Source organism: Thalassobaculum sp. OXR-137, assembly GCF_034377285.1.
Classification (GTDB): domain Bacteria; phylum Pseudomonadota; class Alphaproteobacteria; order Thalassobaculales; family Thalassobaculaceae; genus Thalassobaculum.
The window spans coordinates 2,372,521-2,396,895 of record NZ_CP139715.1 but is presented as its reverse complement, the minus strand read 5'-3'; the positions used below and the strand labels follow the sequence as shown (position 1 = coordinate 2,396,895).

Sequence of the window (24,375 nt, the reverse complement as noted above, 5' to 3'; positions counted from 1 at the left end):
CATGTGCACCCCCATGGCAGCAGTCAGCGCCGCGGCTACCGGAGCCTCCGCCATCGCTCAGAGCCGGCAGGCGAACGCCAACGCGGCAGCGACGCAGGCGGAGGTGGACCGGCAGACCAACTACAGCCGCGAGCTGTTCGACGACCGCAACAACCGCCTGATCGAAGCCAATGACGAAATGTTCGGCGTCTCGGGCGAGCAGTACGACATTCGCCGCACGGAGCGTCGGGACACCGAGAGCGAGATCGCGCGCATCCTGGGCGATGCTGTGCGGACGCAGGGCGACATCGAAGCCCGCGTGGCCGGCGAGAAGAACGAAGCGGCCGGGGGTTACAACGCCCTTCTGGCGGGAGCGCGGGAGCGCGCCGCAGGCTTTGCCCGTGAGGGCGATGCGGCGGTGGACAATACCGTCAAGATGGCCGACTTCAGCACCAGCGAGGCCGCTCGGCTGGAGAGTGCCGCGCGCCGCGCTGGCGTGATCGAGGGCAACATCAACACCGGCCCCTCCTACATCGACGTGATGGGAGACGTGCCCGCTGCGGTCGCGAAGCGGCTCCAGGCGGACCGGAAGACCGGCGTGGACCGTGCACGCGCCGTCGGCACCGCCGGGGCTAACGTTGCGAGCTATGCCGACAACCTGCGCCGCACCGACGAAGTTCTCCAGGACGGCAGCGAGGATCTTGCCGCCATCGGCAGCAAGGCCAACCGCGACCTGAAGAAGCTGGGGGCCGGGCTCACGCCGTTCCAGGTGTCCTACGAGGGGGCCGAGAAGGTTGGCGAGTTCGACATCGCGAACGTCCTGGCCGCGTCCGAGCGTCAAGCCGGGTTCGAGGCCGAGCGCGGTGGGCGTGTCATCCAGGCAAGCAGCGATTACGAGACATCGCGGGGCGCGATCATTGACGACTACGTGACCAGCCTCAACTCGTCGTCGACCGCCTACGAGGACGCGCTGCGCCGCAACGGCCAGATCCGGCTCAGCGGCCTCAGCAATTCCAGCCCGATGGCGGGCCTGTTCGGAGCGATCGGCAGTGCTGCGGGCGGTGCCGCCAGCGGCGGGCGCGGTCCTTCCTGGGGCAAGGTCGGCAGCTATCTGAGTGGTCTGGGCGCGCGGCCCGCGCTTGCTGGCGGGAGCAACTACCTCCCGCCGTCGTTCTAGGAGGGCGCGATGCAGAACGCATATTACGCACGCATAAACAGCAACATCTCCAGCCCCGGCCTCTCGGTCGGCGGCGGTGGTGGGCGTGGGGGCGGTCAGCCTTGGGGGCAGATCGCGAACCTGTTCAGCAACGTGATCGGTGCCGCGACCTATGACGAGGACAAGGACCCTCGCGCGCAGGCGGCCCGGAAGTATGGCCTTGAGGCGGACAACCTGGCGGCGGAAGCCACCGGGCGTGGTGCGATCGCCGATCTGTTCGGCGGGCTGGACCTGTCCAACCCGGACAGCGTGGCCCAGGCGGTCAAGGGCATCACTACCGAAGTCGCGCGTAGCGGCGGCAACCCCGACAGCGTGTCCGACCTGATGCGCTTCCTGACGGCGAACACGCCCGGCACGAGCGAAGATCAGGTGGGCCGGGCTGCCGTCGGTGCCGGTGGCTCCGCGCGCACGGCTGACACCGCTTACACGCTGGCGGGCCAGACGGCGATCCGGGGCGACAACGAGCGCGTCGCGGACGAACAGCTCGATACCAAAGAAACCGGGCTGGGCAATCGGAACCGGGACACCATCGCCGGCTCGATGCGCGAGGCCGTTCTGCAAGAGGGTGGACGTAACACCCGCGCCGACGCTGATCGAGCCAGCAAGGAGACGCTGGAGCGCGAGAAGCCCGTCGTGGCCTCCGGTGGCTCCACGGTGCTCACGGTGCCCGGCGACCAGCGCACGACGCAGACGACGGTTCCGGGTGGGTCAGCGGACAAGCCGATCAATGTTTCCCCGCAGGACTCGAAGGTCATGGAGGAGATGGTTTTGCGGTCGCTCCCCGAGGGGGCGGAGGTGGAGGACGGCGTCATCAATTCAGTCGTCAACCGGGCGAGCGAGCTTTACCAGGAGACCCGGAACGCGGGAACCGCTGTACAGCAAGCAATCAAGGAGCGCGCGGAGGTCGGTTCGACCGGAGGATGGTGGACGCTTGGGGCTACGCCGACTGTTACCGGGAAGAAGGACGCCTCTCCAGCGGCTCCGGCTGAGGCCGGAACCCAGGCCCGTCCCACCGCGACCAATCCGCAGACTGGCGAGAAGATCGAGTGGGATGGCACCAAGTGGGTTCCGGTAACCTGATGGCCGGCATGATCCCCGCCCCACCGCCGGGCTTCCTTCTTGACGGGGACCCGAAGCAGCCGGCGACCCTGCCCCCGCCCCCGACCGGGTTCGTGCTCGACCAGGCGGACGCGCCGGGGCGGGGGCCGTCCCTGCTGGATCGCGCCCGCATCAACGCGGAGCAGTCGTTCGCGGAGGGGACGCTTGCGGGACAGGTGGTGTCGGACGCGCAGTCGCGCGGCGGCACCCGAGAGCTTGCGGATGCTGCCGACTATGAGCTTGCCCGGCGCAGGGGCGCGGACCCTCGCGCGACCGGCATGGCCGACCTGCCACCAGATCCGGCCGCCATGCGGGCGATCGCCAGCGGGTCACAGGCTACGATCCGGGGTATGAGCGACGCCGATCTGGAGCGCTATGCCGTCGAACAACGTGGCGTCGCCGATGCGGCGCGCGCTGATTTCCAGGAGAAGGACGCCGCGCGCCGTGCGGAGTTCGATGCGCTGCCGGAGTGGTCCGGCCCGGCCGAGGGGGCTGCCGCGCTGCTCGGGCAGATCGCCGGCGGCATCCCGACCCCCGAGAACCTGATCCCGGTGGGGCGGGCCTCGACCGTGCCGCGCACACTCGCCAAGGGTGCTGCGGCAAACGCTGGGGTGAGCGCTGCCGTCGAGCCCGTCATCCAGGTCGGCAACATCCAGGCCGGCCGGCAGGAAGCGCCGGACGTTGCTGGCGGAGCCGCGGGGGTGGCGATATCGGCACTGATCGGTGGCGTGCTGAACGTAACGCCCGAGATGTCCCGTGCCATCGGCGGCCGTGTCGCGAGGCTTTTCGGCAAACCCGAGGCCGAGGTTTCGGCCGAGGAGGTGGCGCGTGCCGTGCAGACCGATCCGGAGACAAGAGACCTTCTTCGCTCCGCCGGAGCGACGGACGAGCAGATCAGCGCCATGTCCGACCCGGCGAAGATGGCTGAGCGCGTGCAGGCTCGCCGCGCCAACGAGGCGGTTCGAGCACAGGAAGGGGCGCAGCCGCTCACCACGACGACCGAGGCGACGGCGCAGGCGAAGGCAGATGCAGAGGCGACCCGCAAGGCCGAGCTTGCCGCCCGGAAGGCCCCGGCGGAACTGACCCCGGAGCAGCTTGCGGAAGCGCGGGCTGCCGGAGAGCAGCCGCCTCCGCCGCGCGCACCCGATACGATCGAGGCCGGGCCGCCCGTCCGCACAGGCGCCGGAGCGCCGGAGGCCACCACGGCACGCCCGGCGGGCACGGTCGACCCCGGCCTGGATGCGGGCATCGCCCGTGCCCGTGGCGACGACATCGGCGCACGGATCGACGAGGACCCGGAGGTCCTGGTGCAGACCCAGCTCGGCATTCCGGCGGAGACCTACCGCACGCTGCCGGCGGAGGCCCGCGAGCGGGTCGTTGCCGCTGCCCAGCGACAGCGGACGGCGGAAGCTCCTGCCCCGGCGCGCGCTACGTCCGATGCTGCCATCGGGGATGGCCAGTACAGCCCCGCCACGCGGCCCCAGCAGGGCGCGGGAGAGGCCGGTCGGGGGCGACAGCCCACCACCACGGAGATCGACGCTGGCGGGCAGCCCTACGCCCGCACGGCGACGGGCACCGCTGACCGACCGACCCGGCTGGACAGCGACAGCTCGGGCATGGACTTCGCCACCCGCGACCCCGAGACCGGTCGGCCGCGCGACGAGCGCGCTGCCCGCTTCGAGGACCGGGCCTATGTCCGCGCTTCGGCCGAGCGGATGTCGAGCGTGGCTGACCTGTTGCGAGAGTGGGAGCAGCGTTCCCGATCCCGCCGTGCCGACAGCGAGCGCGGATACTCGACCGGCGACGCCCGCTCCAAGTACGAGGGCGCGAAAGCCTCCGGCTTCTCCCCGAAGACGGGCGAGCCCGGTACGGACGGGCGCTATGCGACCGACGAGTTCGGCTTCGTGGCGTCCGACAAGGGCGGCCCGGTCAAGTTCAAGGACCAGAAGCAGGCCGCGCGCTGGGTGCTGAGCCAGGGCCACAAGCGCAGTCCGGATCAGATTTTCGAGATCGACAACCACCCGTCGGGCAACGGCTTCACCGTGCGCGAACGTGGGCGGAGTGAGACCAACACCAACGCAGGAGGACAGGATGGAAACGGAGCGCGAGACACAGGCACGACGGCTGGAAGAGATGGCCGCGCCGTCATCGGAGAGCGGGTCGATCGACCGGACCCCGCTGCCGTGGTGGAAGACAGGGGACGTGGTGACGGTGCCGCTGCTGACCGACGCGAGCAGGGAGATGATGCGCGAGGTATGGGGCGCGGTGACGGCAACGCGCCTGGACGAGACGATCGAGTTCGGGGTCCAGACCCCCGCGGAGAGGATGCCCCCGGCGGTCGCGTTCCACAACGGCCGGCCCGATCTGCCCCTGCCCCTGACCGAGAGCCCGGCGTTTCAGCGCGCGTTGAGGGCGGCACAGGAGAAGTTCGCGGAGACGATGGCCGCGATGCCGCCGGAGGCTCGCGAGATGCGCCGGAGGCTGATGCGGGGAACGGCGATCGTGCCCCCCGGAAGGAGCGCTCCGTAACGCTCAATTCCGGCGTCGATCCGGCCGAAGTGGGGCGGCTGATCGGTAAGCCGTTCGCCGCCACCATCGGCAAGGAGGCCGCTGCCGCCACGAAGGACGCGATTGCCGTCCGCCGGCTGCTGAAGGCGTCGACCGCCAACTCCTCCCCGATCCGGGCGCTGACCAACGTTGCCGGCTACGTCGCGAACAGCAACCGCGGGCAGATGTTCATGCTGCGCGACCGCTACTCCGGCGAGGCCAAGAAGATCATGGGCGAGGTGATCGACAAGATCGCCACCGACCCCGGATCCGGCCGGAAGGTCGGACAGGTCTACGAGGAAGCCGTCAACCAGAAGACCTTCAACCTCATGAACCGCATGGGGAACATCGTCGGCAAGGACAAGCTGGGCGACCTGGCGTTCGCCACGGAGGTCGGGGACATTCTGGCCGGGCGCGCGAAGCGCGGCTCCGAGGCGGCGCAGACCGTGGCCAAGCGGCTGCGGGGCATTCTCGACGAGGTCCATGCGTATGCCCAGGACGCCGGGCTGGAGCTTGGCTATGCCAAGGACTACTTCCCGCGCATGCTCGACAGCGACGCCGTCCGCAAGGACGGGGCCGAGTTCGAGGCCGACGCCATCAAGGTCTATCGCAAGATCGGCCTGTCCGAGAAGGACGCGAAGCAGGCGGCCCTCGACTGGCGGGAGCGCGAGCTGGGCGTGGGCGCGATGCGCTTCGGCCAACAGGGACCGCTCTCCGACTTCACCAAGGGCCGCAAGCTGCCGCCCGAGGCGGACGAGATGATGGCGAAGTGGTACAACCGCGACGCCTTCGAGACGCTTTCTTCCTATTATCGGAACGTTACGCGCAAGGTCGAATTCACCCGCCGGTTCGGCAAGAACGGGGCCGACCTGGACAAGGCGTTCGACGGCATGATCCGGGCGGGCGTCGACCCCGCTGATCTGGCCTACCTGCGCACGGCGATCGACAGCTCCCTGGGCCTGCTCAACGGCAACGGCCTATCCCCCGTCGGCTCCGCCGTCGCCTGGGTGCAGACCGTCGGCATCCTGCGCATGCTGCCGCGCGCCGTGTGGTCCTCGATCGCCGAGCCCTTCGCCTATGGAGTGCGCACCGGCAACGCGCTGGACGGCCTGAAGGCATTCGCCGGCACCTGGGAGGAAATCTTCCGGGGCAAGTCGCTCGACGACCACCGTGACGCGGCCGAGTTCATGGGCGTGGTGGGCGACGCCATGACCCACATGGTGCTGGCCGGCCAGTTCGGCGGCGGGCAGGCGAGCCGCCTGAACAACGCGCTGCTGGCCCGGTTCTTCACCCGCTCCGGCCTCCAGCCGCTTACCGAGGCCCAGCGCCTCGCGGGCGTGAAGATCGGGCACGACTTCCTGGCCCGGCTGGTTCGCGACGCCGGCGGCGAAGGCAAGCGCACGGCATCGGCCAAGCTGCTGCTGGCCGACCTGGGCGTCGCAGATGGCGATGTCGCGGCCATGGCGAAGTTCCTGGGCAAAGCCGAAGGCCGCGCGCCGAAGGTGGCAGACCTGATGGGCGACAGCCCCGCCGCGCGGCAGTACATGGCCGCGATCCTGCGGTTCGTGGACGAGAGCATTCAGAACCCGAAGGCCGTCGACCGCCCGGCCGCCGCCAACCACCCCGTTGGCCGTCTCGCCTACGGCATCATGTCCTTCATGTACACCTACACCCGGAACGTCACCTATCGGGTGGGCAAACAGGCGTACCGCGCGGCCACCGACAAGGACCTGACTCTCGCCGACCGCGCCACCCTGGCGCTGGGGCCGGGCATGGCCTTGGCAGTCCTGGGTGGCATGCAGATGGGCGTGGCGAGCCTGCGGGACCGGCTGACCAACTCCGACGAGGCGGAGGAGCGTCCAAAAGAGCTAAGTATTGTCCAGTACGCCAGCCGCGCGGGGGCGCTCGGCAATTTGGACCCGCTGGTGAACGGTGTGCTCGGCGCGAAGTACGAACGGGATCTGACCGCGCTGATCGCCGGGCCGTATGTCGGGCAATATCTCCAGGACGGACAGAAACTCGTGGGCCTGATCCCCGAGCCGATCGGCAAGAACAGCCCCAACACCAACTCGGCCGAGTGGAATGCGTGGCGCGCGGTCTACAACGCCGTGGTCGTGCCCTCCGTCGCCGCTGGGCTCGCGCTCGCCCCCGGCGGCCCCGTGCTCAACAAGGCATACGGCGCGCTGATCGCCTCACCCTTCGGCCCCATCGGCGGCCCGGCGACGGCTCCCCTCTCACCGCAGGCAGCCAGCGACTTCGCGACCTTCCTGACCGGCGAGCGCGTGCGGCGCTGGAGCAAGGGCAAGGACCCGGAGGGCAGGACCACCGGGCGCGGCAGCGGCGGGCGCACGACCGGCCGGGATTGATTTGTCGACCGACAATCTGTAGACTGCGGCTCTCAACTTCGGAGAGCGTCATGCTTAACCCCTACCAGTTCCGCACCGACGTGGTCGCCCCGGCCATCAAGGCTCTTGGCCCCCGCTTCCACACCCCCGCGGCGGAGGGGCTGGTGTTCTGCACGGCGCTGGCCGAAAGCAACCTGACCTATCTCCGCCAGCATGGCGACGGCCCGGCCCTCGGCCTGTTCCAGGTCGAGGTGGCGACGTTCAATGACATCTATCGGCGCTATCTTGGCACCCGGCCAGACATCACGCGGAACCTTCAGCCGCTCATGACGGGCGAAGCCCCGCACCTCCAGCTCATCACCAACCTGTCCTTCGCGGCTGCGATCTGCCGGCTGCGCTACTGGATGGACCCCTCCCCCCTCCCGGCCTACGAGGACGCGGACGGCATGGGGGCGACGTGGAAGCGCGTCTATAACACCGAGCTTGGGGCAGGCGTCCCGGCGCACTTCGCGGACCTCTATCGCAAATACGTCCTCTGAGGAGATGAACATTGACGCAGGTTGACAGCGCCAGCGACGACCGCACCGCCAACAACGCCGTGCGCCACACATACCGCGTTCTCTCGGACGCGGAGAAGGCACAGATGGTCGCCATCAAGGACAAGGGTGCAGAGCTGCTGACCTTGATCGACAGCATCGGTGGAAGCCGCGAGCTTTCGATCGCCAAAACCAAGACCGAAGAAGCGGTGATGTGGGCCGTTAAGCACGTCACGGCCTGACCGGCCCCCAGACACAGGAGACCCAACCCCATGAACCTCCGCCCGTACCGCAAGCTGATCGTCGCCCTGGTCGGGGCCGCGCTCGTGATCATCCAGCAGGTCTACCCGCTGGACCTCCTCGTCGGCGTCACCGCCGATCAGGCCCTTGAGGCCGTCGTGCCGCTGCTGACCGCCTTCGGCGTGTGGGCCGTGCCGAACGAGACCTGACCATGTTGACCTGGGCGCAGCTCGTGCTCGTGCTGGCGAGGTTCGCTGACAGGATCGCGGGCTGGCTCAGGGACAACCAGCTCCTCAAGGCAGGAGCGGATCGGCAGAGAGCGGAGGACGCGGATGAAACGGCTGATCGACAGAGCGCAGCGCACGATGCCGTTGATCGGGCTCGCGCTGATCCTGACCGGGTGCTTCGGTACCGCGACTAGCGGCGACGCGGGGTGCCTGACGTGGCGGAGCTACGTGCTCTGGCCGTCCCGGCAGGACACGCCGGCGACGGCCGTGGGGTTGAACGACCTGAACGATGCGATGGGGGCGGCTTGTGGCCAGCGGTAACGGAGTGGCCGGAGCCAGGAAGGTCCTGGCGTCCGCCGAGATGGAGGCCCTGGACGAGCTGCCGCCATCGTTGCGGCAAGCGATCTACAATTCCCCGTTACAGATCGGCACCCAGGGCGTCCTGGACGAGGTGTTCTGGGGCGAGAACGAGGAGAGCATCATCCGGCAGATCCGCATGGCCAACGCCAAGGCCGGCGTTCCTACGAAGGTGCTGGAGGAGACCCTGCCACTGAGGAAAGGAAAGCTGCCGTGAGCGACCCAAGGAAGGCAAGGGCGCTCGAAGAGGCAGCGGCCAACCCGGACGGCACATGGAATGGGCCTAGAGCCCTCTCTTGGCTCAGCGAGGCTATGTGGCCCGGCCGCGGAATGCCGGAAGACGAGGTTAGGCGTATCTGGGACAGCGCCAAGGCCAAGGCGAAGGGCCCGCTTTAACGCCCGGTTAATGCCCCGATCGCCTGTATGACGCACAAGAAAAGGGCCGCCCAACAGCGGCCCTTTTGCTTTGTATTCAACGTCTTGGAAGTGGTGGAGCCAAGGAGGATCGAACTCCTGACCTCTACAATGCCATTGTAGCGCTCTCCCAGCTGAGCTATGGCCCCGTGTCTCGCAGGCGGCTCTGGGTGCCGCCGGAGGCCGCTTATCTATCCCCTCGTTTTACGAAGATCAAGAGGTTAGCGGCACAAAAAATCATTTAGTTTCGTCGTCCTCGTCGTCGTCGAGCGGCAGCTCGTCGTCCTCGTCATCGTCCGGGAGGAGCTCGTCGTCATCGTCGTCATCGGCCGCGAGCGGATCGACGACGGTACGCTTCTTCACGACGTCGCTTTCTTCCTCGTCCTCGTCATCGACGGGCACATCGTCGTCGAGAAGGTCTTCCTCCTCCTCTTCTTCGATGTCCTCGTCGTCCTCCGTCTCCTGATCCTCCGCCTCGTCGTCCACGGGACGCTTCTTCGGCTTCTCTTCAGGCGGAAGGGCACGGGTCCGACGGCTCTTCAGAACCGCTTCCGGATCGTATGGCGTATCGCAGGCCGGACAGACGATCGGCAGACGCTCAAGGTCATAGTACCGAGCGCCGCAGGACTGACAGACCCGCTTGATTCCCCATTCAGGCTTCGCCACGGTCAACTCCGCGTCGCTTCATCAGAAACCTACCTTTACGGTGTGGCGCGGGAATATCCACGATAGCCAAACCATGTCAAAGGCAAATTTGCCGACCCCTCGCCGGGTCGCTCCAAATATGCCATCCCGCAGCCGGAAAAATGCGTCTCGGGATCGTAAGTAATGCCGAGACCGTCCCCCGTTTAATGCATAACCGCCGGCCTGTGCACCCCGCACGGCCGGGCCGGATGATATTTATATCGTGTCGGCCGCGCGACGCGTCCGTGATCTAGACGCGACCGGCACGGCTCGCGGCAGACAAACGGGCATGATATGACCGCCCGGACCGAACCGTTCCGCTTCAACTGCCCGCCGGAGACCCGTCCCATGCCGCAGCCGCTGATCTCGTCGCGTGCCCGTCCGCTGACGGGGACTCTGCGCATTCCCGGCGACAAGTCGATCTCGCACCGCTCGCTGATTCTCGGCGGCCTGGCGGTCGGCGAGACCACCATCGAAGGGCTGCTGGAAGGCGAGGACGTCCTGGCCACCGCCGCCGCCATGCGGGCGTTCGGCGCCACCGTCGAGCATCTCGGTCCGGGAAGCTGGCGCGTGGTCGGACGCGGGGTCGGCGGCCTGGACGAACCGGCGGACGTCATCGACTGCGGCAATGCCGGGACCGGCATGCGCCTGCTGATGGGCACGGCGGCGGGCCAGCCGATCACCACCTTCTTCACCGGCGACGGCTCCCTGCGCCGCCGGCCCATGGGCCGGGTCGGTGCGCCGCTGGCCCAGATGGGGGTGAAGATCGTCTCGCGCGACGGCGGCCGGCCGCCGCTGGCGGTCACCGGTCCGGAAACGCTGACCCCGATCACCTACACCCTGCCGGTCGCCTCCGCCCAGGTGAAGTCGGCGATCCTGCTGGCCGGTCTGGCCGCGCCGGGCGAGACCACCGTGATCGAGCCGAAATGGACCCGCGACCACACCGAGACCATGCTGCGCCATTTCGGCGCCGAGGTCCGGGTGGAGGACACCGCCGAGGGCCGCCGCATCACCGTGGTGGGCGAACCGGAGCTGACCGGCCGGCCGGTGATCGTACCCGCCGACCCCTCATCCGCCGCCTTCCCCGCCGTCGCCGCCCTGCTGGTCGAGGGCTCCGAGCTGCTGCTGCCGGGGGTGGGCACCAACCCGCTGCGCTTCGGCCTGTTCGAGACGCTGCTGGAGATGGGCGCCGATATCGAGCTGACCAACAAGCGGATCGAGGCCGGCGAGCCGGTGGCCGACCTGGTCGTGCGCCATTCCCTCCTGAAGGGGATCGACGTGCCGGCCGAGCGGGCGCCGTCGATGATCGACGAGTACCCGATCCTGGCCGTCGCCGCCGCCCATGCCGAGGGCACCACGATCATGCGCGGCCTGGACGAGCTGCGGGTGAAGGAGAGCGACCGGCTCGCCGCCACCGCCACCGGCCTGACCGCCTGCGGCGCCCGGGTGGAGGTGGACGGCGACGACCTCACCGTGCACGGCGCGAGCAACGGCGTGGCGGGCGGGGCGACCATCGCGGTCGATCTCGACCACCGCATCGCCATGGCCTTCCTGGTTCTCGGCATGGTCTCCGGCGAGGCTGTCGCCATCGACGACGAGGCCGCCATCGCCACCTCCTTCCCCGGCTTCAAGGATCTGATGAACGGCGCCGGGGCCGCGATCGGGACCGGGGCATGATCGTCGCCATCGACGGTCCGGCCGGGGCCGGCAAGGGCACCCTGTCCAAGGCGCTGGCCGCCCATCTGGGCTACCCGCACCTGGACACCGGCGCGCTGTACCGCGCCACCGCCCTGGCGGTCCTGCGGGCCGGCGGCGATCCGGAGGACCCGGCCGCGGCCGAGCGGGCCGCCCGGTCGCTCGACACCGCGATCCTGGACAGCCCCGACCTGCGCTCGGCCGAGGTCGGCTCCGCCTCCTCCAAGGTCGCCGCGATCCCCGCCGTGCGGGCCGCCCTGCTGGATTTCCAGCGCGATTTCGCCCACCGCCCGCCGGGCGCGGTGCTTGACGGACGGGACGTCGGGACGGTCGTCGTGCCCGAGGCCGAGGTGAAGCTGTTCGTGACCGCCTCGGCGGCCGTGCGGGCGACCCGCAGACATCAGGAGTTGCTAGAGCGGGGCGAGGCCAGTATATATGCGCGCGTTCTCGCCGATATTGAGGCGCGGGACGCACGTGATGCGGGTCGAGCCGATGCTCCGATGCGCAAGGCCGACGATGCCGTCGAGATCGATACCTCGGATCTCTCGCCGTCGGACGTTTTGAAGCGTGCGCTCGCCGTTATCGAGGCGGCAGGAACGAAGTAAGGCGCCGGTCGCCTCCAGGAGGGAGGACCGGCATATGTCAACCAACCCGGCGGCCGCGGAATTCGGTCGATGCCCGACACAGGAGAGTCGGGCCGCCCGCGAAGGATCGGGCACATGATCTTCCCGACGGCCGATATGGCCGCAGATGAAGATTCGATCCAGACATCGCAAGCCGCCGCTAACCGGACATGACGCCCGACCCGTTGGGCCATGGTCCGTATACGTGTTTCTGAGGAGAACTAATGGCTGAAGCCGCTTACGCCGACGAATTCGAATCCATGCTGGAGGAGTCGTTCGGCCAGGTCACCTCGATCGAAGGCAGTGTCGTCAAAGGCATCGTCGTCGAGGTGGAGAACGACTACGCACTGATCGATGTCGGCCTCAAGTCCGAGGGCCGCGTCGCGCTTAAGGAATTTGCCGCCCCGGGCCAGAAGGCCGAGCTGAAGCCGGGCGACGAAGTCGAGGTCTATGTCGAGCGCCTCGAGGACCGCAACGGCGAAGCGATGCTGAGCCGCGACAAGGCTCGCCGCGAAGAGGCCTGGGCCGCGCTGGAGCGGGCGTTCAACGACAACGAGCGGGTCACCGGCGTGATCTTCTCGCGCGTCAAGGGCGGCTTCACCGTCGACCTGTCGGGCGCCGTGGCGTTCCTGCCGGGCTCCCAGGTGGACATCCGTCCGGTGCGCGACATCGGTCCGCTCATGGGCACCCCGCAGCCGTTCCAGATCCTCAAGATGGATCGCCGCCGCGGCAACATCGTGGTTTCGCGCCGTGCCGTTCTCGAAGAGAGCCGCGCCGAAGCCCGCAGCGAGCTGGTCGCTTCGCTCAAGGAGGGCATGGTCCTCCAGGGCGTGGTCAAGAACATCACCGACTACGGTGCGTTCGTTGACCTGGGCGGCGTCGACGGCCTGCTGCACGTCACCGACATCGCGTGGCGCCGCATCAACCACCCGACCGAGGCCCTGCAGATCGGCCAGACCGTGAAGGTCCAGGTGATCCGCTTCAACCCGGAAACCCAGCGTATCTCCCTCGGCATGAAGCAGCTCGAGGCGGATCCGTGGGAAGGCGTGGAGCTGCGCTACCCGGTCGGCACGAAGTTCACCGGTCGCGTCACCAACATCACCGACTACGGCGCCTTCGTGGAGCTGCAGCCGGGGATCGAGGGCCTGGTCCACGTCTCCGAGATGAGCTGGACCAAGAAGAACGTCCATCCGGGCAAGATCGTCTCCACCTCCCAGGAGGTCGAGGTGATGATCCTGGACGTCGATCCGAACAAGCGCCGCATCTCGCTTGGCCTCAAGCAGTGCCTGGGCAACCCGTGGGAAGACTTCGTCGAGAAGTACCCGGCGGGCACCGAGCTCGAGGGCGAGGTCAAGAACATCACCGAGTTCGGCCTGTTCATCGGCCTGCCTGGCGAGATCGACGGCATGGTGCACCTCTCCGACATCGACTGGGACACCCCGGGCGAAGAGGCGATCCAGACCTACAAGAAGGGCGACATGGTTCGCGCCAAGGTCCTGGACGTCGACGTCGAGAAGGAGCGCATCTCGCTCGGCATCAAGCAGCTGACCACCGATCCGTTCGAAGCCGGTTCCGCCGGCGTCCGCAAGGGCGCGGTCGTGACCTGCACGGTAACCCAGATCACCGATGGCGGCATCGAAGTCAGCGTCGGCGAAGGCATGACCGGGTTTATCCGGAAGGCCGAGCTGTCGCGTGATCGTTCCGAGCAGCGCCCCGAGCGTTTCGCCGTGGACGAGAAGGTCGACGCCAAGGTCACCAACATCGACAACAAGACCCGCAAGCTGACCCTCTCCATCAAGGCCCGTGAGGTCGAGGAGGAGAAGAAGGCGATGCAGGAATTCGGTTCGTCCGATAGCGGTGCCAGCCTGGGCGACATCCTGGGTGCGGCGCTCAAGCAGCGCGAAGAGGCGGCAAAGGGCGACGAATAAGCCCGCTTCCGTTCGAAAACGTATCAAATTGGGGCCGTCCGCATCGCGGGCGGCCCTGTTTTTTTGCCCCACTCAATATGAGTAGGCGAAAATGGTTCTATTAGAGATACTTAGACTTGACGCTACCCGGTAGCACTGGCACATTTTCGATGGGGCGGAAGGGTGCGCCGACTTGGTACGTGCCAGCCGCTTCGCGATTTGACCTCGCGGAGGCTCGGAATCATGACCAAGTCCGAACTGATTGCGCGCCTGGCTGAGGCGAACCCGCATCTCTTCCAGCGCGACATCGAACGGATCGTCTCCACGGTGTTCGAGGAGATTGCCGAAGCGCTGGCCCGGGGCGACCGGGTCGAATTGCGCGGTTTCGGCGCCTTCTCCGTCAAACAGCGCGAGGCCCGGGTGGGGCGCAACCCCCGCACCGGCGAATCCGTGAAGGTGGACAGCAAGGCGGTGCCGTTCTTCAAGACCGGCAAACTGCTCCGCGAGAAGCTGAATACCGACTGACCCTGCTCCCGGATCCGATCCGGGATTTTTCTTCCGACACTCCTCCGAAGCCGTCCCCCGGACCATGCCCGGCCAGGCCGCCTATCGTGCGGTGGCGTCGATGGCCGCCTTCACGCATCCGGCCGCCCAGCGGGCGCGCGCCCGTGGCAGCGAGGCGAAGCCGACCAGCAGGCCGTTGCGCCGTGTCGGATCGCGGAAATACGCGGAGATCGGCGCCGGCCGCACGCCGAGCGCCATCGCCTTCTCGCAGACGACCCGGTCCTGCGGCCCGCCCTCCAGCGACACCACCAGATTGATCCCGGTTTCCGGCCGCTCCACGGTGAAGCGGCTGTCCAGCACCGCCTCCAGCGCGTCGGCCAGGGCGTCGCGGCGCTCGCGATAGAGGGTCCGCATCCGGCGCAGGTGGCCGGCCATGTGCCCTTCGTCCAGGAACCGGGCCAGCACCGCCTGGGTGTCCAGGGCCGGCTGCCGGTCGAAATGTCCGCGCAGCCGCACCAGCGGATCGACCAGGCGCTGCGGGGCGGCGATGAAGCCGATCCGCAGGGAGGGCGCCAGGGCCTTCGACACGGTGCCGACATAGAGCACGCGGTCGGCGCCATCGAGCGCCTTCAGCGGCGGCACCGGCTTGCCGGCGTAGCGGAACTCCCCGTCGTAGTCGTCCTCCAAGACGAACGGTCCGCCGCCGGTCGCGAGATCACCCATCGCCCAATCGACCAGCGCGCGGCGGCGCGACAGGGACAGGGTGACGCCGAGCGGGAACTGGTGGGTCGGGGTGACCGTGACCAGACGGGCGTCCGGAGCGGCCGCTCGAGCGCGGGCGACGTCGAGCCCGTCGGCATCCACCGGCACCGTCACCAGCCGCGCGCCGGTGGCCACCATCGGGCCGCGCAGGCCGGGATAGCAGGGTTCCTCGATCACCGCAGTATCGTCCGGGTCGAGCAGGGCGCGGGAGATCAGGTCGATGGCCTGCTGGGCGCCGGAGGTCACGATCAGCGCGTCCGGATCGACGATCAGCCCGCGGAAGGCGCCGAGATAGCGCGAGATCGCGAGGCGCAGGTCGATGAACCCGGCCGGATCGCCATAGCCGAAGGCGGTAGCCGGCGTCTCGCGCCAGAACCGCCCCGCCAGCCGCGCCCAGACCCGCCCCGGGAAGGCGTCCAGGCCCGGGCGTCCCGGCTGCAGCGGACCGTCGACCGCGCCGATCCCGACCCGCTCGGCCATCATCTTCTGCGCCGCCTGCGACAGCCGCACCGGCGCCTGCGGCACGGCCGGGGCCGGCTGGGCCGGAACCTGCGGCTTCAGATCGGGCAGGTCGTGCGCCACCCGCGTGCCGCCGCCGCGCCGGCCAACCACGTAGCCCTCCGCGGTCAGCCGCTCATAGGCGAGGCTGACCGTGTTGCGGGCGACCACGAGCTGGTCGGCAAGCTGGCGGCTCGACGGCAGCCGGGCGCCCGGCGGCAGCCGTCCCTCGGCGATCGAGCGCCGGAAGAACCCGGCGATCTGCTCCTGCAGCGGCGTCGGATCGCCCCGGTCGGGCTGGAAAACACCCCAGACGGGCAAGGCATCGGCCATCTCTTGGACCCATATCGAAACGGACTTTGGTGCATATCATACGACCAAAAGAGCGGTAGACAACCCGACCAACGGTACGGAGCCGCGCCATGTACATCCCTCCCGCCTTCCGCCTCGAGGACCGCGACGCCATCCTCGCGGTCATGCGCGAGAACGCGTTCGCCGTGCTGATCGCCCATGCGGGGGATGGCATCGAGATCACCCACCTGCCGCTGATGGTGGAGTCGCGCGGCGACGAGCTGGCGATCCGCGGCCATGTCGCCCGGGCCAATCCGATCGTCGCGCTGATCGAGTCGGGGGCGGCGGCCACCGCCGTCTTCACCGGCCCGCACGCCTATATCTCCCCCGACTGGTACGCCAGCGCGGACCAGGTGCCGACCTGGAACTACATTGCCGTTCATGCCTCCGGCCGGCTGAAGGCGGTGACGGAGGCGGAGCATACGACCGATCTTCTGGCCGACCTGTCGGCCGAGCACGAGGCTCCGCTGGCGCCGAAGAAGCCCTGGACCCACCACAAGATGCGCGACGGGCTGATGGCCCGGATGATCAAGGGCGTGCTGGCCTTCGAGCTTCCGGTGGAACGGCTGGAAGCCAAGTCGAAGATGGCCCAGAACAAGAAGCCGGAGGATATCGGCGCCGCGGCCGCCGGCCTGCGCGGCCGCGGCGATGCGGGGAATGTCGCTGTCGCGGAGATCATGGAGGGGTGACGGCCTGCGCCTGTGGGAGATGAGGTCCCGAAACGAGTTCGGGATGACGACAGTGTCATGACCAGTGTCATCCCGAACTCGTTTCGGGACCTCCCCCGTGCGCCGCCCGCCCGGTTTCGAAACCCACAGTGCCCTGTAGCGTTGTCCAAACGACGCCGCATCGCTAGATTGTGGCCACCGTAACCGTCGAGGTTCGCCATGGGGCATCGCAACTGGGCAACTGCCCTGATCTCCTTCTGCATCAAACTTCCCATCACCATCGTGGTGGTGCTGTTCGCCGTGTCGAACTGGAAGCCGGTGTCGATGGAGCTCTGGCCGCTGCCGGGAGCGCTGGACGCGCCGCTGTCGCTGATCTTCCTGCTGGCGGTCGTCGCCGGCTTCATCCTGGGCGCGGTGATTGCCTGGACGGGAGAACTCGGCCACAAGATGCGGGCGAACCGCGCAGAGAAGCGCGCAGAGGACCTGGAGCGCGAACTGGCGGTGATGCGCATCCGCGAAGAGGAGATCCGGGCGCAGGTACCGGCTTCCCCGAAGCGCCCTGCACTGGTCGATAAACGAGCAAGCTGATGCAGCCCCACGAAAGAATACTGGTCGCCATCGATACCCCGGACATGGCGACGGCCCGGACGCTCGCCTCCAAGGTGCGCGAGCATGTGGGGGGCATCAAGCTTGGCATGGAGTTCCACAACGCCAACGGCCCGGGCGGCGTGAGGGAGATCGCGGGCGAGACACCGCTGTTCCTCGATCTCAAATATCACGACATCCCGAACACGGTGGCCGGCGCGGTGCGCTCCGCCGTCACGACGTGCCGGCCGAAAATCATCAACGTCCACGCCTCGGGCGGACCGGCGATGATGCGGGCCGCGGTCGCCGCCAACAGGGAAGCGGCGGAGAAGATCGGGATCGCGCCGCCGCTGCTGATCGCCGTGACCGTGCTGACCAGCATCGACGACAGCGACCTCGCCGCGGTCGGTCAGGCCACCCCCTCCGGCGACCAGGTCAAGCGCCTCGCCCTGCTGGCCCGAGAGGCCGGCTGCGACGGCGTGGTCTGCTCGCCGCACGAGATCGCCTCGCTCCATGCGGCCTGCGGCGGCGACTTCGTCCTGGTGGTTCCGGGCATTCGCCCGGCCGATGCCGCCGAGGACGACCAGAAGCGCAAAATGACCCCGGCCGACGCCGTCGCCGCCGGGGCGGACTACATCGTTATCGGCCGACCGATTACCCAGGCCGCCGATCCCGCCGCCGCCGCCAGAACGATCGCCGAGAGCCTGCTGTGACCAGACCCCCGAAAAAAACCGCGCCGCTGGTGAAGATCTGCGGGTTGAACACGCTCACCGTCGTGGATGCGGCGGTGGACGCGGGGGCCGACATGATCGGCTTCATGTTCTATCCGCGCAGCCGCCGCGCCGTGACCCCAGATCTGGCCCAGGCCCTGGGCGAGGATGTGACCGGCGTCACGCGGGTCGCCATTGTCGTCGACGCGACCGACGCGGAGATCGACGCCATCACCGCGACCGGCGTCATCGACATGCTGCAGGTCCACGGCCGGGAGGATCCGGCGCGGGTGGCCGAACTGAAGGCCCGGACGGGCCTGCCGGTGATGAAGGCCCTGCGGATCGCCACCCGGGAGGATATGCTGGAGGCGGACGCCTTTGTGGACGTCGCCGACCATTTGCTGTTCGACGCCAAGGCGCCGAAGGACATGAAGGGCGCCCTGCCCGGCGGCAACGGCCTGACCTTCGACTGGAGCCTGCTGGACGGCCTCCGGTTCGACATTCCCTGGATGCTGTCCGGCGGCCTGACCGCCGACAACGTCGCCGAGGCGATCCGGCTGACCGGCGCGCCGGGGGTCGACACCTCCTCCGGCGTCGAGGACAAGCCCGGCGTGAAGAGCCCCGAAAGGATCCGCGCCTTCCTGGCCGCGGCCAAGCAATCCCATCTGGAGACCGCACAATGACCGCCCTGCCGACCGCCAAGGTTCTGGAGCATGTGGATGCCAACCTGGACGCGTCGGTCGAGCGGCTGTTCGACATCCTGCGCATCCCCAGCGTCTCGACCGACCCGGCCTTCGCCGGCGAGGTGAAGCGCGGCGCCCAGTGGATGGCCGACACCCTGGCCGAGCTCGACTTCGACGCCTCCGTGCGCGAGACCAAGGGCCATCCCATGGTGGTCGCCCACCATGCCGGGCCGGGCGGTGACGCGCCGCATATCCTGTACTACGGCCATTACGATGTGCAGCCCGCCGACCCGCTGGAGCTCTGGGACTCCGGCCCGTTCGAGCCGGTTCTGGTCGATGCGGAGCGCGGCAAGCGGATCGTCGCTCGCGGGGCGGTGGACGACAAGGGCCAGGTCATGACCTGGATCGAAGCGTTTCGCGCCTGGATCGCCGTGCACGGCACCCTGCCCTGCCGGATCACCGTCCTGCTCGAGGGCGAGGAGGAGACCGGCAGCCCGTCGCTCGACGCCTTCATCGCGGCCAATGCCGACGAGCTGAAGGCCGATGCCTGCATCGTCTGCGACACCGGCATGTGGGATGTCAGCCAGCCGGCGATCACCTACAGCCTGCGCGGCCTCGCCTATCTGCAGGCGACGATCAAGGGGCCGGACCGCGACCTGCATTCGGGCCTGTTCGGCGGCACCATGATCAACCCGTTGAACCTGATCGGCCGGATCGTCGGCGAGCTGCACGACGAGAAGGGCCGCATCCAGATCCCGCATTTCTACGACGACGTCATCCCGGTCGGGGAGAACGAGCGCGCCCAGTGGGACGCGCTGGGCTTCGACGAGGCGGAATTCCTCGGCGAGGTGGGGCTGAAGACCGCCGGCGGCGAAGCCGGGATCGGCGCGCTGGAACGCCAGTGGGGCCGGCCGACCTGCGACGTGAACGGTATTCTCGGCGGCTATGTGGGCGACGGGGCGAAGACCGTGATCGCCCGCGAAGCCATGGTGAAGATCTCCTGCCGCCTGGTCCCGGACCAAAATCCGCGCGCGGTGCTGGATAACCTGAAGAAGTTCATCACCGACCGCCTGCCGGAAGAATACACAGCTTCGTTCGTGGAACTCGGCGAGGCGCCGGCGATCCGGGTGCCGACCGACTCCCCGTATCTCCAGGCGGCCCAGGCCGGACTGAAGGACGTGTTCGAGCGCGACGCCCACCTGATCGGCTCCGGCGGCTCGATCCCGGCGGTCGGCTCGATCAAGCGGTACCTGGGGATCGAGTCGATCCTGCTCGGCTTCGGGCTGGCCGACGACCGGGTGCACTCCCCCAACGAGAAGTTCGAGCTGGTCTGCTTCCACAACGGCATCCGCTCGAACGCCGCAGTGCTCGCCCGGATCGCGGCGCTGTAAAGCGCCTCAGGAATCCCGCAGGCAAAGTTCGTTGAGGACGCCGTCCTTCAGGCTGTAGACCACGCCGTGGACCTGCAGCTTGCTGCCCTGCTCCCACGCCTTGCGGACGATGGTCGTGCGACAGACGTTGTCCACCTGCTCGATCACGTTCAGCTCGCAGAGCCGGTCCAGCGCCTCTTCCTGGAGCATGTCCTCGGGCAGGTCGCGGGCGTGCAGCCGATGAACCAGACGGATGTGGTTCAGCCAGTTGTCGATCAGGCCGTTGTCGGTATCGGCCATCGCCGCACGCACGCCGCCGCAGCCGTAATGGCCGCAGACCAGGATGTGGCTCACGCCCAGAACCTCGACGGCGAACTGCAGGACGGACAGGCAGTTCAGGTCGGAGGGGACCACCACGTTGGCGATGTTGCGGTGGACGAAGACTTCGCCCGGCGGCAGATCCAGGATCTGATTCGCCGGCACGCGGCTGTCGGCGCAGCCGATCCACAGGATGTCCGGCGCCTGCTGAAGCGAGAGCTTGGCGAAATAGTCCGGATTGGCCGCCTTGATGCGATCCGCCCACTGGCGGTTGCGGTCCAGGATCTTTTCGAATGCGTCCATCGGTAACCCGTACGGTGACTCGTTTCGGTGCCTATATCACGCCGGCACCGAAAAGTTCACGTCCGGCGAGACATCCGACGCCGCCGGGTCAGTCGGACAGACGGGCAGCGGCGGCCGCCAGCGCCCCACCCTCGTCGGCATTGCGGCCGAGATCGGTCATCGCCTGGGAGATCTGGTGGATGTCGGTCAGGATATCGCCGTCGGTGACGTATCCCATGGTGCCGATGCGCACCAGCCGGTCCTTCAGATCCTCGAACCGGGTCCCGGCGATGACGGCGTTGTAGCCGTCGGCGAGCCGGTCGATCAGCGCCGGCGCCGACAGACCTTCGGGTGTCTTCGCCACCACCAGGGTCGGGCTCGGCGTGCCGGTCGGGAAAACCGAGAAGCCGAGCGCCTCCAGCCCGGCGGTGAGCGCCGCGTTCAGACGGAGGTGACGGGCGATGGCCGCCTCGATCCCCTCCTCGCCGATCATCGTCAGCGCCTCGTCCAGGGCGTTCAGCATGGCTATAGGGGCGGTATAGGTCGGCTCCCCCTTCTCGGCCATGGGGCGGAAGCGGCGGTAGTCGAAATAGCTGCGCGGGCCGCGGTCGTCCCGGTTGATGAGATCCCAGGCCTTCTCGCTGATGCTGGCGATGCCGAGGCCCGGTGGGCACATCAGCGCCTTCTGCGAGGCCGAGACGACAACGTCCACGCCCCACTCGTCCGCCCGCATCTCCGCGCCGCCCAATCCGCTGACGCTGTCGCAGGCCAGCACCGCATCGGTCTCGCCGACGATCGACCCCAGCGCCTTCAGATCGGTCAGCGCGCCGGTGGAGCTCTCGCTGTGGACCGTGAACACCGCGTCGTAGCGCTTGTCCTTCAGCGCCTGGCGCACGCCGTCCAGATCGATCGGCGCGCCCCTGTCGGAAACCACCTCGTCCACCTCGGCCCCGATCGCCTCGGCGAGACGCCGGAACACCGGGCCCCATTGGCCGTTGGTGGTGATCAGGATCTTCGCGCCCGGACCGGCGACGTTGACCATGGCGGATTCCATGGCGCCGATGCCGGTGGAGGCGAACAGGAAGGGCGGCACGCCGCTGCGTCCGAGGATCGGTTGCAGCCGGCGCTGGATGGCCTGGAACCGGTCGAGGAACTCGGGACCGCGATGGGCGACCATCGGCCGGCCGGCGGCCTTGAGCACCCGTTCCGGCACGGCGGTCGGCCCCGGCAGGCGCAGTCGATAAGGCAGCGCCACCCCGGCAGGTGTGCCTTGGTCGGCAGAGCGGGTCTCGGTCATGATCGGATCTCGGAAAGCGGTGGGAACGCTATCGAAGCAGGGGCGGCGCGTTTCGGCAAGACCGGCTCTTTTCGGCTCCCGACCCCCGACGCGGTGCCGTCGGTGTCTTGGCGCTGCACCGCAGCACGCCTAAAGTCAGCGCTCATCAATTCAGGAGACGAAGATGGATCTCGGACTTTCGGGCAAGGGCGTGATCGTGACCGGCGGCACGCGGGGCATCGGCCTGGCCATCGCCAAGGCCTGCCTGGCGGAAGGGGCCAAGGTCTCGATCTGCGGCCGCACCCAGGAGTCGCTGGATGCCGCCCTGGCCGAGCTCGGCGGCGATGCGCCGGCGGAGAACGTCCACGGCGCGATCTGCGATGTCGGGGACGCCGAGGCGCTGGCCGCCTATGTGCAGACCGCGACCGACGCCCTGGGCGGTCTGTTCGCGCTGGTCAACAACCCGTCCGGCTTCGGCGCCACCGACGACGAGGAGGGCTGGAAGAAGGGCATCGACGTCGATCTGATGGGGGTGGTGCGCGCCACCTGGGCCGCGGCCCCGCATCTGGAGAAGACCGGCGGCAGCGTGCTGAACATCTCGTCCATTTCCGGCATCGGTCCCAGCGGCTCCATCCCCTACGGGGCGGTGAAGGCGGCGGTGATCCAGCTCACCCAGTCCCATGCGGTCCGCTACGCGCCGCAGCGCATCCGGGTGAACTGCATCGCGCCGGGCTCCATCGAGTTTCCCGGCGGAAGCTGGGAATGGCGCCGTTACAACGATCCGGACAAGTACTTCGCCACCCGCGACAAGATCCCATTCGGCCGGATGGGCACCCCGGAGGAGATCGCGCGTGTCGCGGCCTTCCTGGTCTCCGACGCGGCCAACTGGGTGACCGGGCAGACGATCGCGGTGGACGGCGGCCAGAACTACGGCTGATCGGCTGGGCCGCCAGGGACCGGACTCCGGGCCGGCGATCGGCCGCACCCGTCGGGGGCGCGACACCGGTGCAGACCTGCTATTGTCGTGCCGAGTGACAACGCCCAGGCCCGGAGCATCTGTCCCATGGCGGAGATCACCCGAGACGGTCCTTCCCTCGCCGGCGCGCGTACCGACGAAGCGTCGCTCAGCCGGCCGCGCGTGGCGGATATGCCGGGCCCGGCGAAGAAGCGGCTGAAGCGGTACCTGCCCAAGACCCTGTTCGGCCGCGCCCTGCTGATCATCGTCACGCCCGTCGTGCTGATGCAGCTGATCTCGGCCTACGTCTTCTACGAACGGCACTGGGAGATCATGACCCGGCGCCTGGTGCACAGCCTGGCGGGCGACATCGCCTTCCTGATCGAGGAGCTCCGCCCGCCGGTCAGCCAGGACTGGGTGGCCGAGCTGTCCGAGCGGGCGAGCCGGCATTTCGACATCGAGCTGCGCTGGCAGCCCGAGGGCATCCTGCCGAACCAGCCGATCTATTCGGTCTTCGACCAGACGCAGGAGGCGATGAAGGACGCGATGGAGACCAAGGTCCATCGCCCCTACATCATGAACACCGAAACCATCGACCGCCGGATCGAGATCCTGGTGCAGCTTCCCTCCGGCGTGCTGCAGGTCCTCGCCCACAAGAAGCGGCTCTTCACCTCGACCACCTACGTCTTCCTGCTCTGGATGTTCGGCTCGTCGCTGGTGCTGTTCGCCATCGCCATTGTGTTCATGCGCAACCAGATCCGGCCGATCCGCCGGCTCGCCATCGCCGCACGCGCTTTCGGCCTCGGCCGCGAGGTGACCGGGTTCAAACCGGAAGGCGCGACGGAGGTACGCCAGGCCTCGGCCGCCTTCCTGCAGATGCGCGACCGCATCAACCGCCAGCTTTCCCAGCGCACCGAGATGCTCGCCGGAGTCAGCCACGACCTGCGCACGCCGCTGACCCGGATGAAGCTCGAACTGGCCATGCTCGGCGATAACGACGACACCGCCGAACTCAAGGCCGACGTGAACGAGATGGAGCGCATGGTGGAGGGCTACCTCGCCTTCGCCCGGGGCGAAGGGGCCGAGGTGCCGGTGGAGATCGACATCGGCACCCTGGTGAACGACCTCATCGCCAACGAACGCCGCGGCGGCACCCGCATCGTCTACGAGCAGCCCGACGACGGCCAGGCGGTGCTGCCGGCCCGCCCCGACGCCCTGCGCCGGGCGGTGGCGAATCTGGTCCAGAACGCGGCGCGATATGGAACCCGCGTGAACGTGGCGGTGGTGCGGACCGGCGATATGATCGAGATCACTGTCGACGACGACGGCACCGGCATCCCGGAGGACCGCCGGGAGGAAGCGTTCCAGCCGTTCAAGCGTCTGGAGCCCTCGCGCAATCTGGAGACCGGCGGCACCGGCCTCGGCCTCACCATCAGCCGCGACATCGTGCGCAGCCACGGCGGCGACCTGACCCTGGAGGACTCGCCGCTCGGCGGCCTGCGGGCGGTAATTCGGCTGCCGATTTAGGGCACACCTCAAAGCTGT

Annotated in this window: 23 protein-coding genes and 1 tRNA gene; 19 read left to right on the top strand and 5 right to left on the bottom strand. The window is 68.3% G+C overall.

Annotated features, from left to right (window positions below; all coding sequences use genetic code 11):
- Positions 1-13: 13 nt before the first annotated feature.
- The 8 genes from T8K17_RS11205 (at position 14) to T8K17_RS11170 (ending at position 8,762) form a co-directional block, all read left to right on the top strand.
- Positions 14-1,156 (top strand): hypothetical protein, encoded by a 1,143-nt coding sequence (locus T8K17_RS11205; protein ID WP_322334592.1) that lies wholly within the window; start codon positions 14-16, stop codon positions 1,154-1,156.
- Between the two features lie 9 nt (positions 1,157-1,165).
- Positions 1,166-2,275: a hypothetical protein gene (locus tag T8K17_RS11200; RefSeq protein WP_322334591.1), complete on the top strand. Its 1,110-nt coding sequence runs from the start codon at positions 1,166-1,168 to the stop codon at positions 2,273-2,275.
- Complete coding sequence (locus tag T8K17_RS11195) at positions 2,275-7,206, top strand: hypothetical protein (protein ID WP_322334590.1); 4,932 nt, start codon at positions 2,275-2,277, stop codon at positions 7,204-7,206. Before T8K17_RS11200 ends, T8K17_RS11195 begins: the two co-directional genes overlap by 1 nt.
- A 50-nt stretch (positions 7,207-7,256) precedes the next feature.
- Positions 7,257-7,724, top strand: coding sequence for a hypothetical protein (locus T8K17_RS11190; RefSeq protein WP_322334589.1), 468 nt, complete (start codon positions 7,257-7,259; stop codon positions 7,722-7,724).
- 11 nt (positions 7,725-7,735) lie between these two features.
- Complete coding sequence (locus tag T8K17_RS11185) at positions 7,736-7,963, top strand: hypothetical protein (RefSeq protein ID WP_322334588.1); 228 nt, start codon at positions 7,736-7,738, stop codon at positions 7,961-7,963.
- A 30-nt stretch (positions 7,964-7,993) separates the two neighbouring features.
- Positions 7,994-8,170, top strand: a complete 177-nt coding sequence (locus T8K17_RS11180; RefSeq protein ID WP_322334587.1) for a hypothetical protein — start codon at positions 7,994-7,996, stop codon at positions 8,168-8,170.
- A gap of 123 nt (positions 8,171-8,293) precedes the next feature.
- Positions 8,294-8,509 (top strand): hypothetical protein, encoded by a 216-nt coding sequence (locus tag T8K17_RS11175; RefSeq protein ID WP_322334586.1) that lies wholly within the window; start codon positions 8,294-8,296, stop codon positions 8,507-8,509.
- 4 nt (positions 8,510-8,513) lie between these two features.
- Positions 8,514-8,762 carry a hypothetical protein gene (locus T8K17_RS11170; protein WP_322334585.1) on the top strand — a complete coding sequence of 83 codons (249 nt, stop codon included), beginning with the start codon at positions 8,514-8,516 and terminating at the stop codon, positions 8,760-8,762.
- Between the two features lie 270 nt (positions 8,763-9,032).
- Here the strand turns inward: T8K17_RS11170 and T8K17_RS11165 are convergent.
- Positions 9,033-9,108, bottom strand: a tRNA-Ala gene (locus T8K17_RS11165).
- 88 nt (positions 9,109-9,196) lie between these two features.
- Positions 9,197-9,625 (bottom strand): TIGR02300 family protein, encoded by a 429-nt coding sequence (locus T8K17_RS11160; RefSeq protein WP_322334584.1) that lies wholly within the window; start codon positions 9,623-9,625, stop codon positions 9,197-9,199.
- A 366-nt stretch (positions 9,626-9,991) separates the two neighbouring features.
- Between T8K17_RS11160 and aroA the strand changes: the two genes are divergently transcribed.
- The 4 genes from aroA to ihfB all read left to right on the top strand — a co-directional run bounded on the left by aroA (position 9,992) and on the right by ihfB (position 14,393).
- Positions 9,992-11,320, top strand: a complete 1,329-nt coding sequence (gene aroA / locus T8K17_RS11155) for a 3-phosphoshikimate 1-carboxyvinyltransferase (protein WP_322334948.1) — start codon at positions 9,992-9,994, stop codon at positions 11,318-11,320.
- Positions 11,317-11,943: a (d)CMP kinase gene (cmk, locus tag T8K17_RS11150; RefSeq protein ID WP_322334583.1), complete on the top strand. Its 627-nt coding sequence runs from the start codon at positions 11,317-11,319 to the stop codon at positions 11,941-11,943. The genes aroA and cmk overlap by 4 nt, the downstream gene beginning before the upstream one ends.
- A 242-nt stretch (positions 11,944-12,185) precedes the next feature.
- Positions 12,186-13,889: a 30S ribosomal protein S1 gene (rpsA, locus tag T8K17_RS11145; RefSeq protein ID WP_322334582.1), complete on the top strand. Its 1,704-nt coding sequence runs from the start codon at positions 12,186-12,188 to the stop codon at positions 13,887-13,889.
- A gap of 222 nt (positions 13,890-14,111) precedes the next feature.
- Positions 14,112-14,393 carry an integration host factor subunit beta gene (gene ihfB, locus T8K17_RS11140; protein WP_322334581.1) on the top strand — a complete coding sequence of 94 codons (282 nt, stop codon included), beginning with the start codon at positions 14,112-14,114 and terminating at the stop codon, positions 14,391-14,393.
- An 81-nt stretch (positions 14,394-14,474) separates the two neighbouring features.
- Here the strand turns inward: ihfB and T8K17_RS11135 are convergent, their stop codons facing one another.
- Complete coding sequence (locus T8K17_RS11135) at positions 14,475-15,965, bottom strand: PLP-dependent aminotransferase family protein (protein WP_322334580.1); 1,491 nt, start codon at positions 15,963-15,965, stop codon at positions 14,475-14,477.
- Positions 15,966-16,054: 89 nt separating this feature from the next.
- Here T8K17_RS11135 and T8K17_RS11130 point away from each other — a divergent pair, with 89 nt between their 5' ends.
- The 5 genes from T8K17_RS11130 (at position 16,055) to T8K17_RS11110 (ending at position 20,020) form a co-directional block, all read left to right on the top strand.
- Positions 16,055-16,672 (top strand): FMN-binding negative transcriptional regulator, encoded by a 618-nt coding sequence (locus tag T8K17_RS11130; RefSeq protein WP_322334579.1) that lies wholly within the window; start codon positions 16,055-16,057, stop codon positions 16,670-16,672.
- 198 nt (positions 16,673-16,870) lie between these two features.
- Positions 16,871-17,239, top strand: coding sequence for a LapA family protein (locus T8K17_RS11125; protein ID WP_322334578.1), 369 nt, complete (start codon positions 16,871-16,873; stop codon positions 17,237-17,239).
- Positions 17,239-17,949: an orotidine-5'-phosphate decarboxylase gene (gene pyrF, locus T8K17_RS11120; RefSeq protein WP_322334577.1), complete on the top strand. Its 711-nt coding sequence runs from the start codon at positions 17,239-17,241 to the stop codon at positions 17,947-17,949. The genes T8K17_RS11125 and pyrF overlap by 1 nt, the downstream gene beginning before the upstream one ends.
- Complete coding sequence (locus T8K17_RS11115; protein ID WP_322334576.1) at positions 17,946-18,629, top strand: phosphoribosylanthranilate isomerase; 684 nt, start codon at positions 17,946-17,948, stop codon at positions 18,627-18,629. Before pyrF ends, T8K17_RS11115 begins: the two co-directional genes overlap by 4 nt.
- A complete protein-coding gene (locus tag T8K17_RS11110) occupies positions 18,626-20,020 on the top strand; it encodes a dipeptidase (protein WP_322334575.1) in 1,395 nt (464 codons plus the stop codon). The genes T8K17_RS11115 and T8K17_RS11110 overlap by 4 nt, the downstream gene beginning before the upstream one ends.
- Before the next feature lie 6 nt (positions 20,021-20,026).
- Here the strand turns inward: T8K17_RS11110 and T8K17_RS11105 are convergent, their stop codons facing one another.
- Entirely contained in the window at positions 20,027-20,620 is a 594-nt protein-coding gene (locus tag T8K17_RS11105) for a carbonic anhydrase (protein WP_322334574.1), read from the bottom strand.
- Between the two features lie 88 nt (positions 20,621-20,708).
- Positions 20,709-21,896 carry an alanine--glyoxylate aminotransferase family protein gene (locus tag T8K17_RS11100; RefSeq protein WP_322334573.1) on the bottom strand — a complete coding sequence of 396 codons (1,188 nt, stop codon included), beginning with the start codon at positions 21,894-21,896 and terminating at the stop codon, positions 20,709-20,711.
- Positions 21,897-22,059: 163 nt separating this feature from the next.
- On the opposite strand from T8K17_RS11100, the gene T8K17_RS11095 reads away from it, so the two are divergent.
- Together T8K17_RS11095 and T8K17_RS11090 are read left to right on the top strand one after the other, a co-directional pair.
- Positions 22,060-22,812 carry an SDR family NAD(P)-dependent oxidoreductase gene (locus T8K17_RS11095; protein ID WP_322334572.1) on the top strand — a complete coding sequence of 251 codons (753 nt, stop codon included), beginning with the start codon at positions 22,060-22,062 and terminating at the stop codon, positions 22,810-22,812.
- Between the two features lie 126 nt (positions 22,813-22,938).
- Positions 22,939-24,357, top strand: coding sequence for an ATP-binding protein (locus T8K17_RS11090; protein ID WP_322334571.1), 1,419 nt, complete (start codon positions 22,939-22,941; stop codon positions 24,355-24,357).
- Positions 24,358-24,375 lie beyond the last annotated feature (18 nt).

What these genes read in the sequence shown, in the direction of transcription:
- pyrF (WP_322334577.1), top strand. Translation starts at nt 17,239, where the DNA reads ATGCAGCCCCACGAAAGAATACTGGTCGCCATCGATACCCCGGACATG.
- T8K17_RS11175 (WP_322334586.1), top strand. Translation starts at nt 8,294, where the DNA reads ATGAAACGGCTGATCGACAGAGCGCAGCGCACGATGCCGTTGATCGGG.
- T8K17_RS11135 (WP_322334580.1), bottom strand. Translation starts at nt 15,965, where the DNA reads ATGGCCGATGCCTTGCCCGTCTGGGGTGTTTTCCAGCCCGACCGGGGC.
- T8K17_RS11130 (WP_322334579.1), top strand. Translation starts at nt 16,055, where the DNA reads ATGTACATCCCTCCCGCCTTCCGCCTCGAGGACCGCGACGCCATCCTC.
- T8K17_RS11110 (WP_322334575.1), top strand. Translation starts at nt 18,626, where the DNA reads ATGACCGCCCTGCCGACCGCCAAGGTTCTGGAGCATGTGGATGCCAAC.
- T8K17_RS11105 (WP_322334574.1), bottom strand. Translation starts at nt 20,620, where the DNA reads ATGGACGCATTCGAAAAGATCCTGGACCGCAACCGCCAGTGGGCGGAT.
- T8K17_RS11090 (WP_322334571.1), top strand. Translation starts at nt 22,939, where the DNA reads ATGGCGGAGATCACCCGAGACGGTCCTTCCCTCGCCGGCGCGCGTACC.
- ihfB (WP_322334581.1), top strand. Translation starts at nt 14,112, where the DNA reads ATGACCAAGTCCGAACTGATTGCGCGCCTGGCTGAGGCGAACCCGCAT.
- T8K17_RS11200 (WP_322334591.1), top strand. Translation starts at nt 1,166, where the DNA reads ATGCAGAACGCATATTACGCACGCATAAACAGCAACATCTCCAGCCCC.
- T8K17_RS11095 (WP_322334572.1), top strand. Translation starts at nt 22,060, where the DNA reads ATGGATCTCGGACTTTCGGGCAAGGGCGTGATCGTGACCGGCGGCACG.
- T8K17_RS11180 (WP_322334587.1), top strand. Translation starts at nt 7,994, where the DNA reads ATGAACCTCCGCCCGTACCGCAAGCTGATCGTCGCCCTGGTCGGGGCC.
- aroA (WP_322334948.1), top strand. Translation starts at nt 9,992, where the DNA reads ATGCCGCAGCCGCTGATCTCGTCGCGTGCCCGTCCGCTGACGGGGACT.
- T8K17_RS11190 (WP_322334589.1), top strand. Translation starts at nt 7,257, where the DNA reads ATGCTTAACCCCTACCAGTTCCGCACCGACGTGGTCGCCCCGGCCATC.
- rpsA (WP_322334582.1), top strand. Translation starts at nt 12,186, where the DNA reads ATGGCTGAAGCCGCTTACGCCGACGAATTCGAATCCATGCTGGAGGAG.
- T8K17_RS11125 (WP_322334578.1), top strand. Translation starts at nt 16,871, where the DNA reads ATGGGGCATCGCAACTGGGCAACTGCCCTGATCTCCTTCTGCATCAAA.
- T8K17_RS11205 (WP_322334592.1), top strand. Translation starts at nt 14, where the DNA reads ATGGCAGCAGTCAGCGCCGCGGCTACCGGAGCCTCCGCCATCGCTCAG.
- T8K17_RS11100 (WP_322334573.1), bottom strand. Translation starts at nt 21,896, where the DNA reads ATGACCGAGACCCGCTCTGCCGACCAAGGCACACCTGCCGGGGTGGCG.
- cmk (WP_322334583.1), top strand. Translation starts at nt 11,317, where the DNA reads ATGATCGTCGCCATCGACGGTCCGGCCGGGGCCGGCAAGGGCACCCTG.
- T8K17_RS11195 (WP_322334590.1), top strand. Translation starts at nt 2,275, where the DNA reads ATGGCCGGCATGATCCCCGCCCCACCGCCGGGCTTCCTTCTTGACGGG.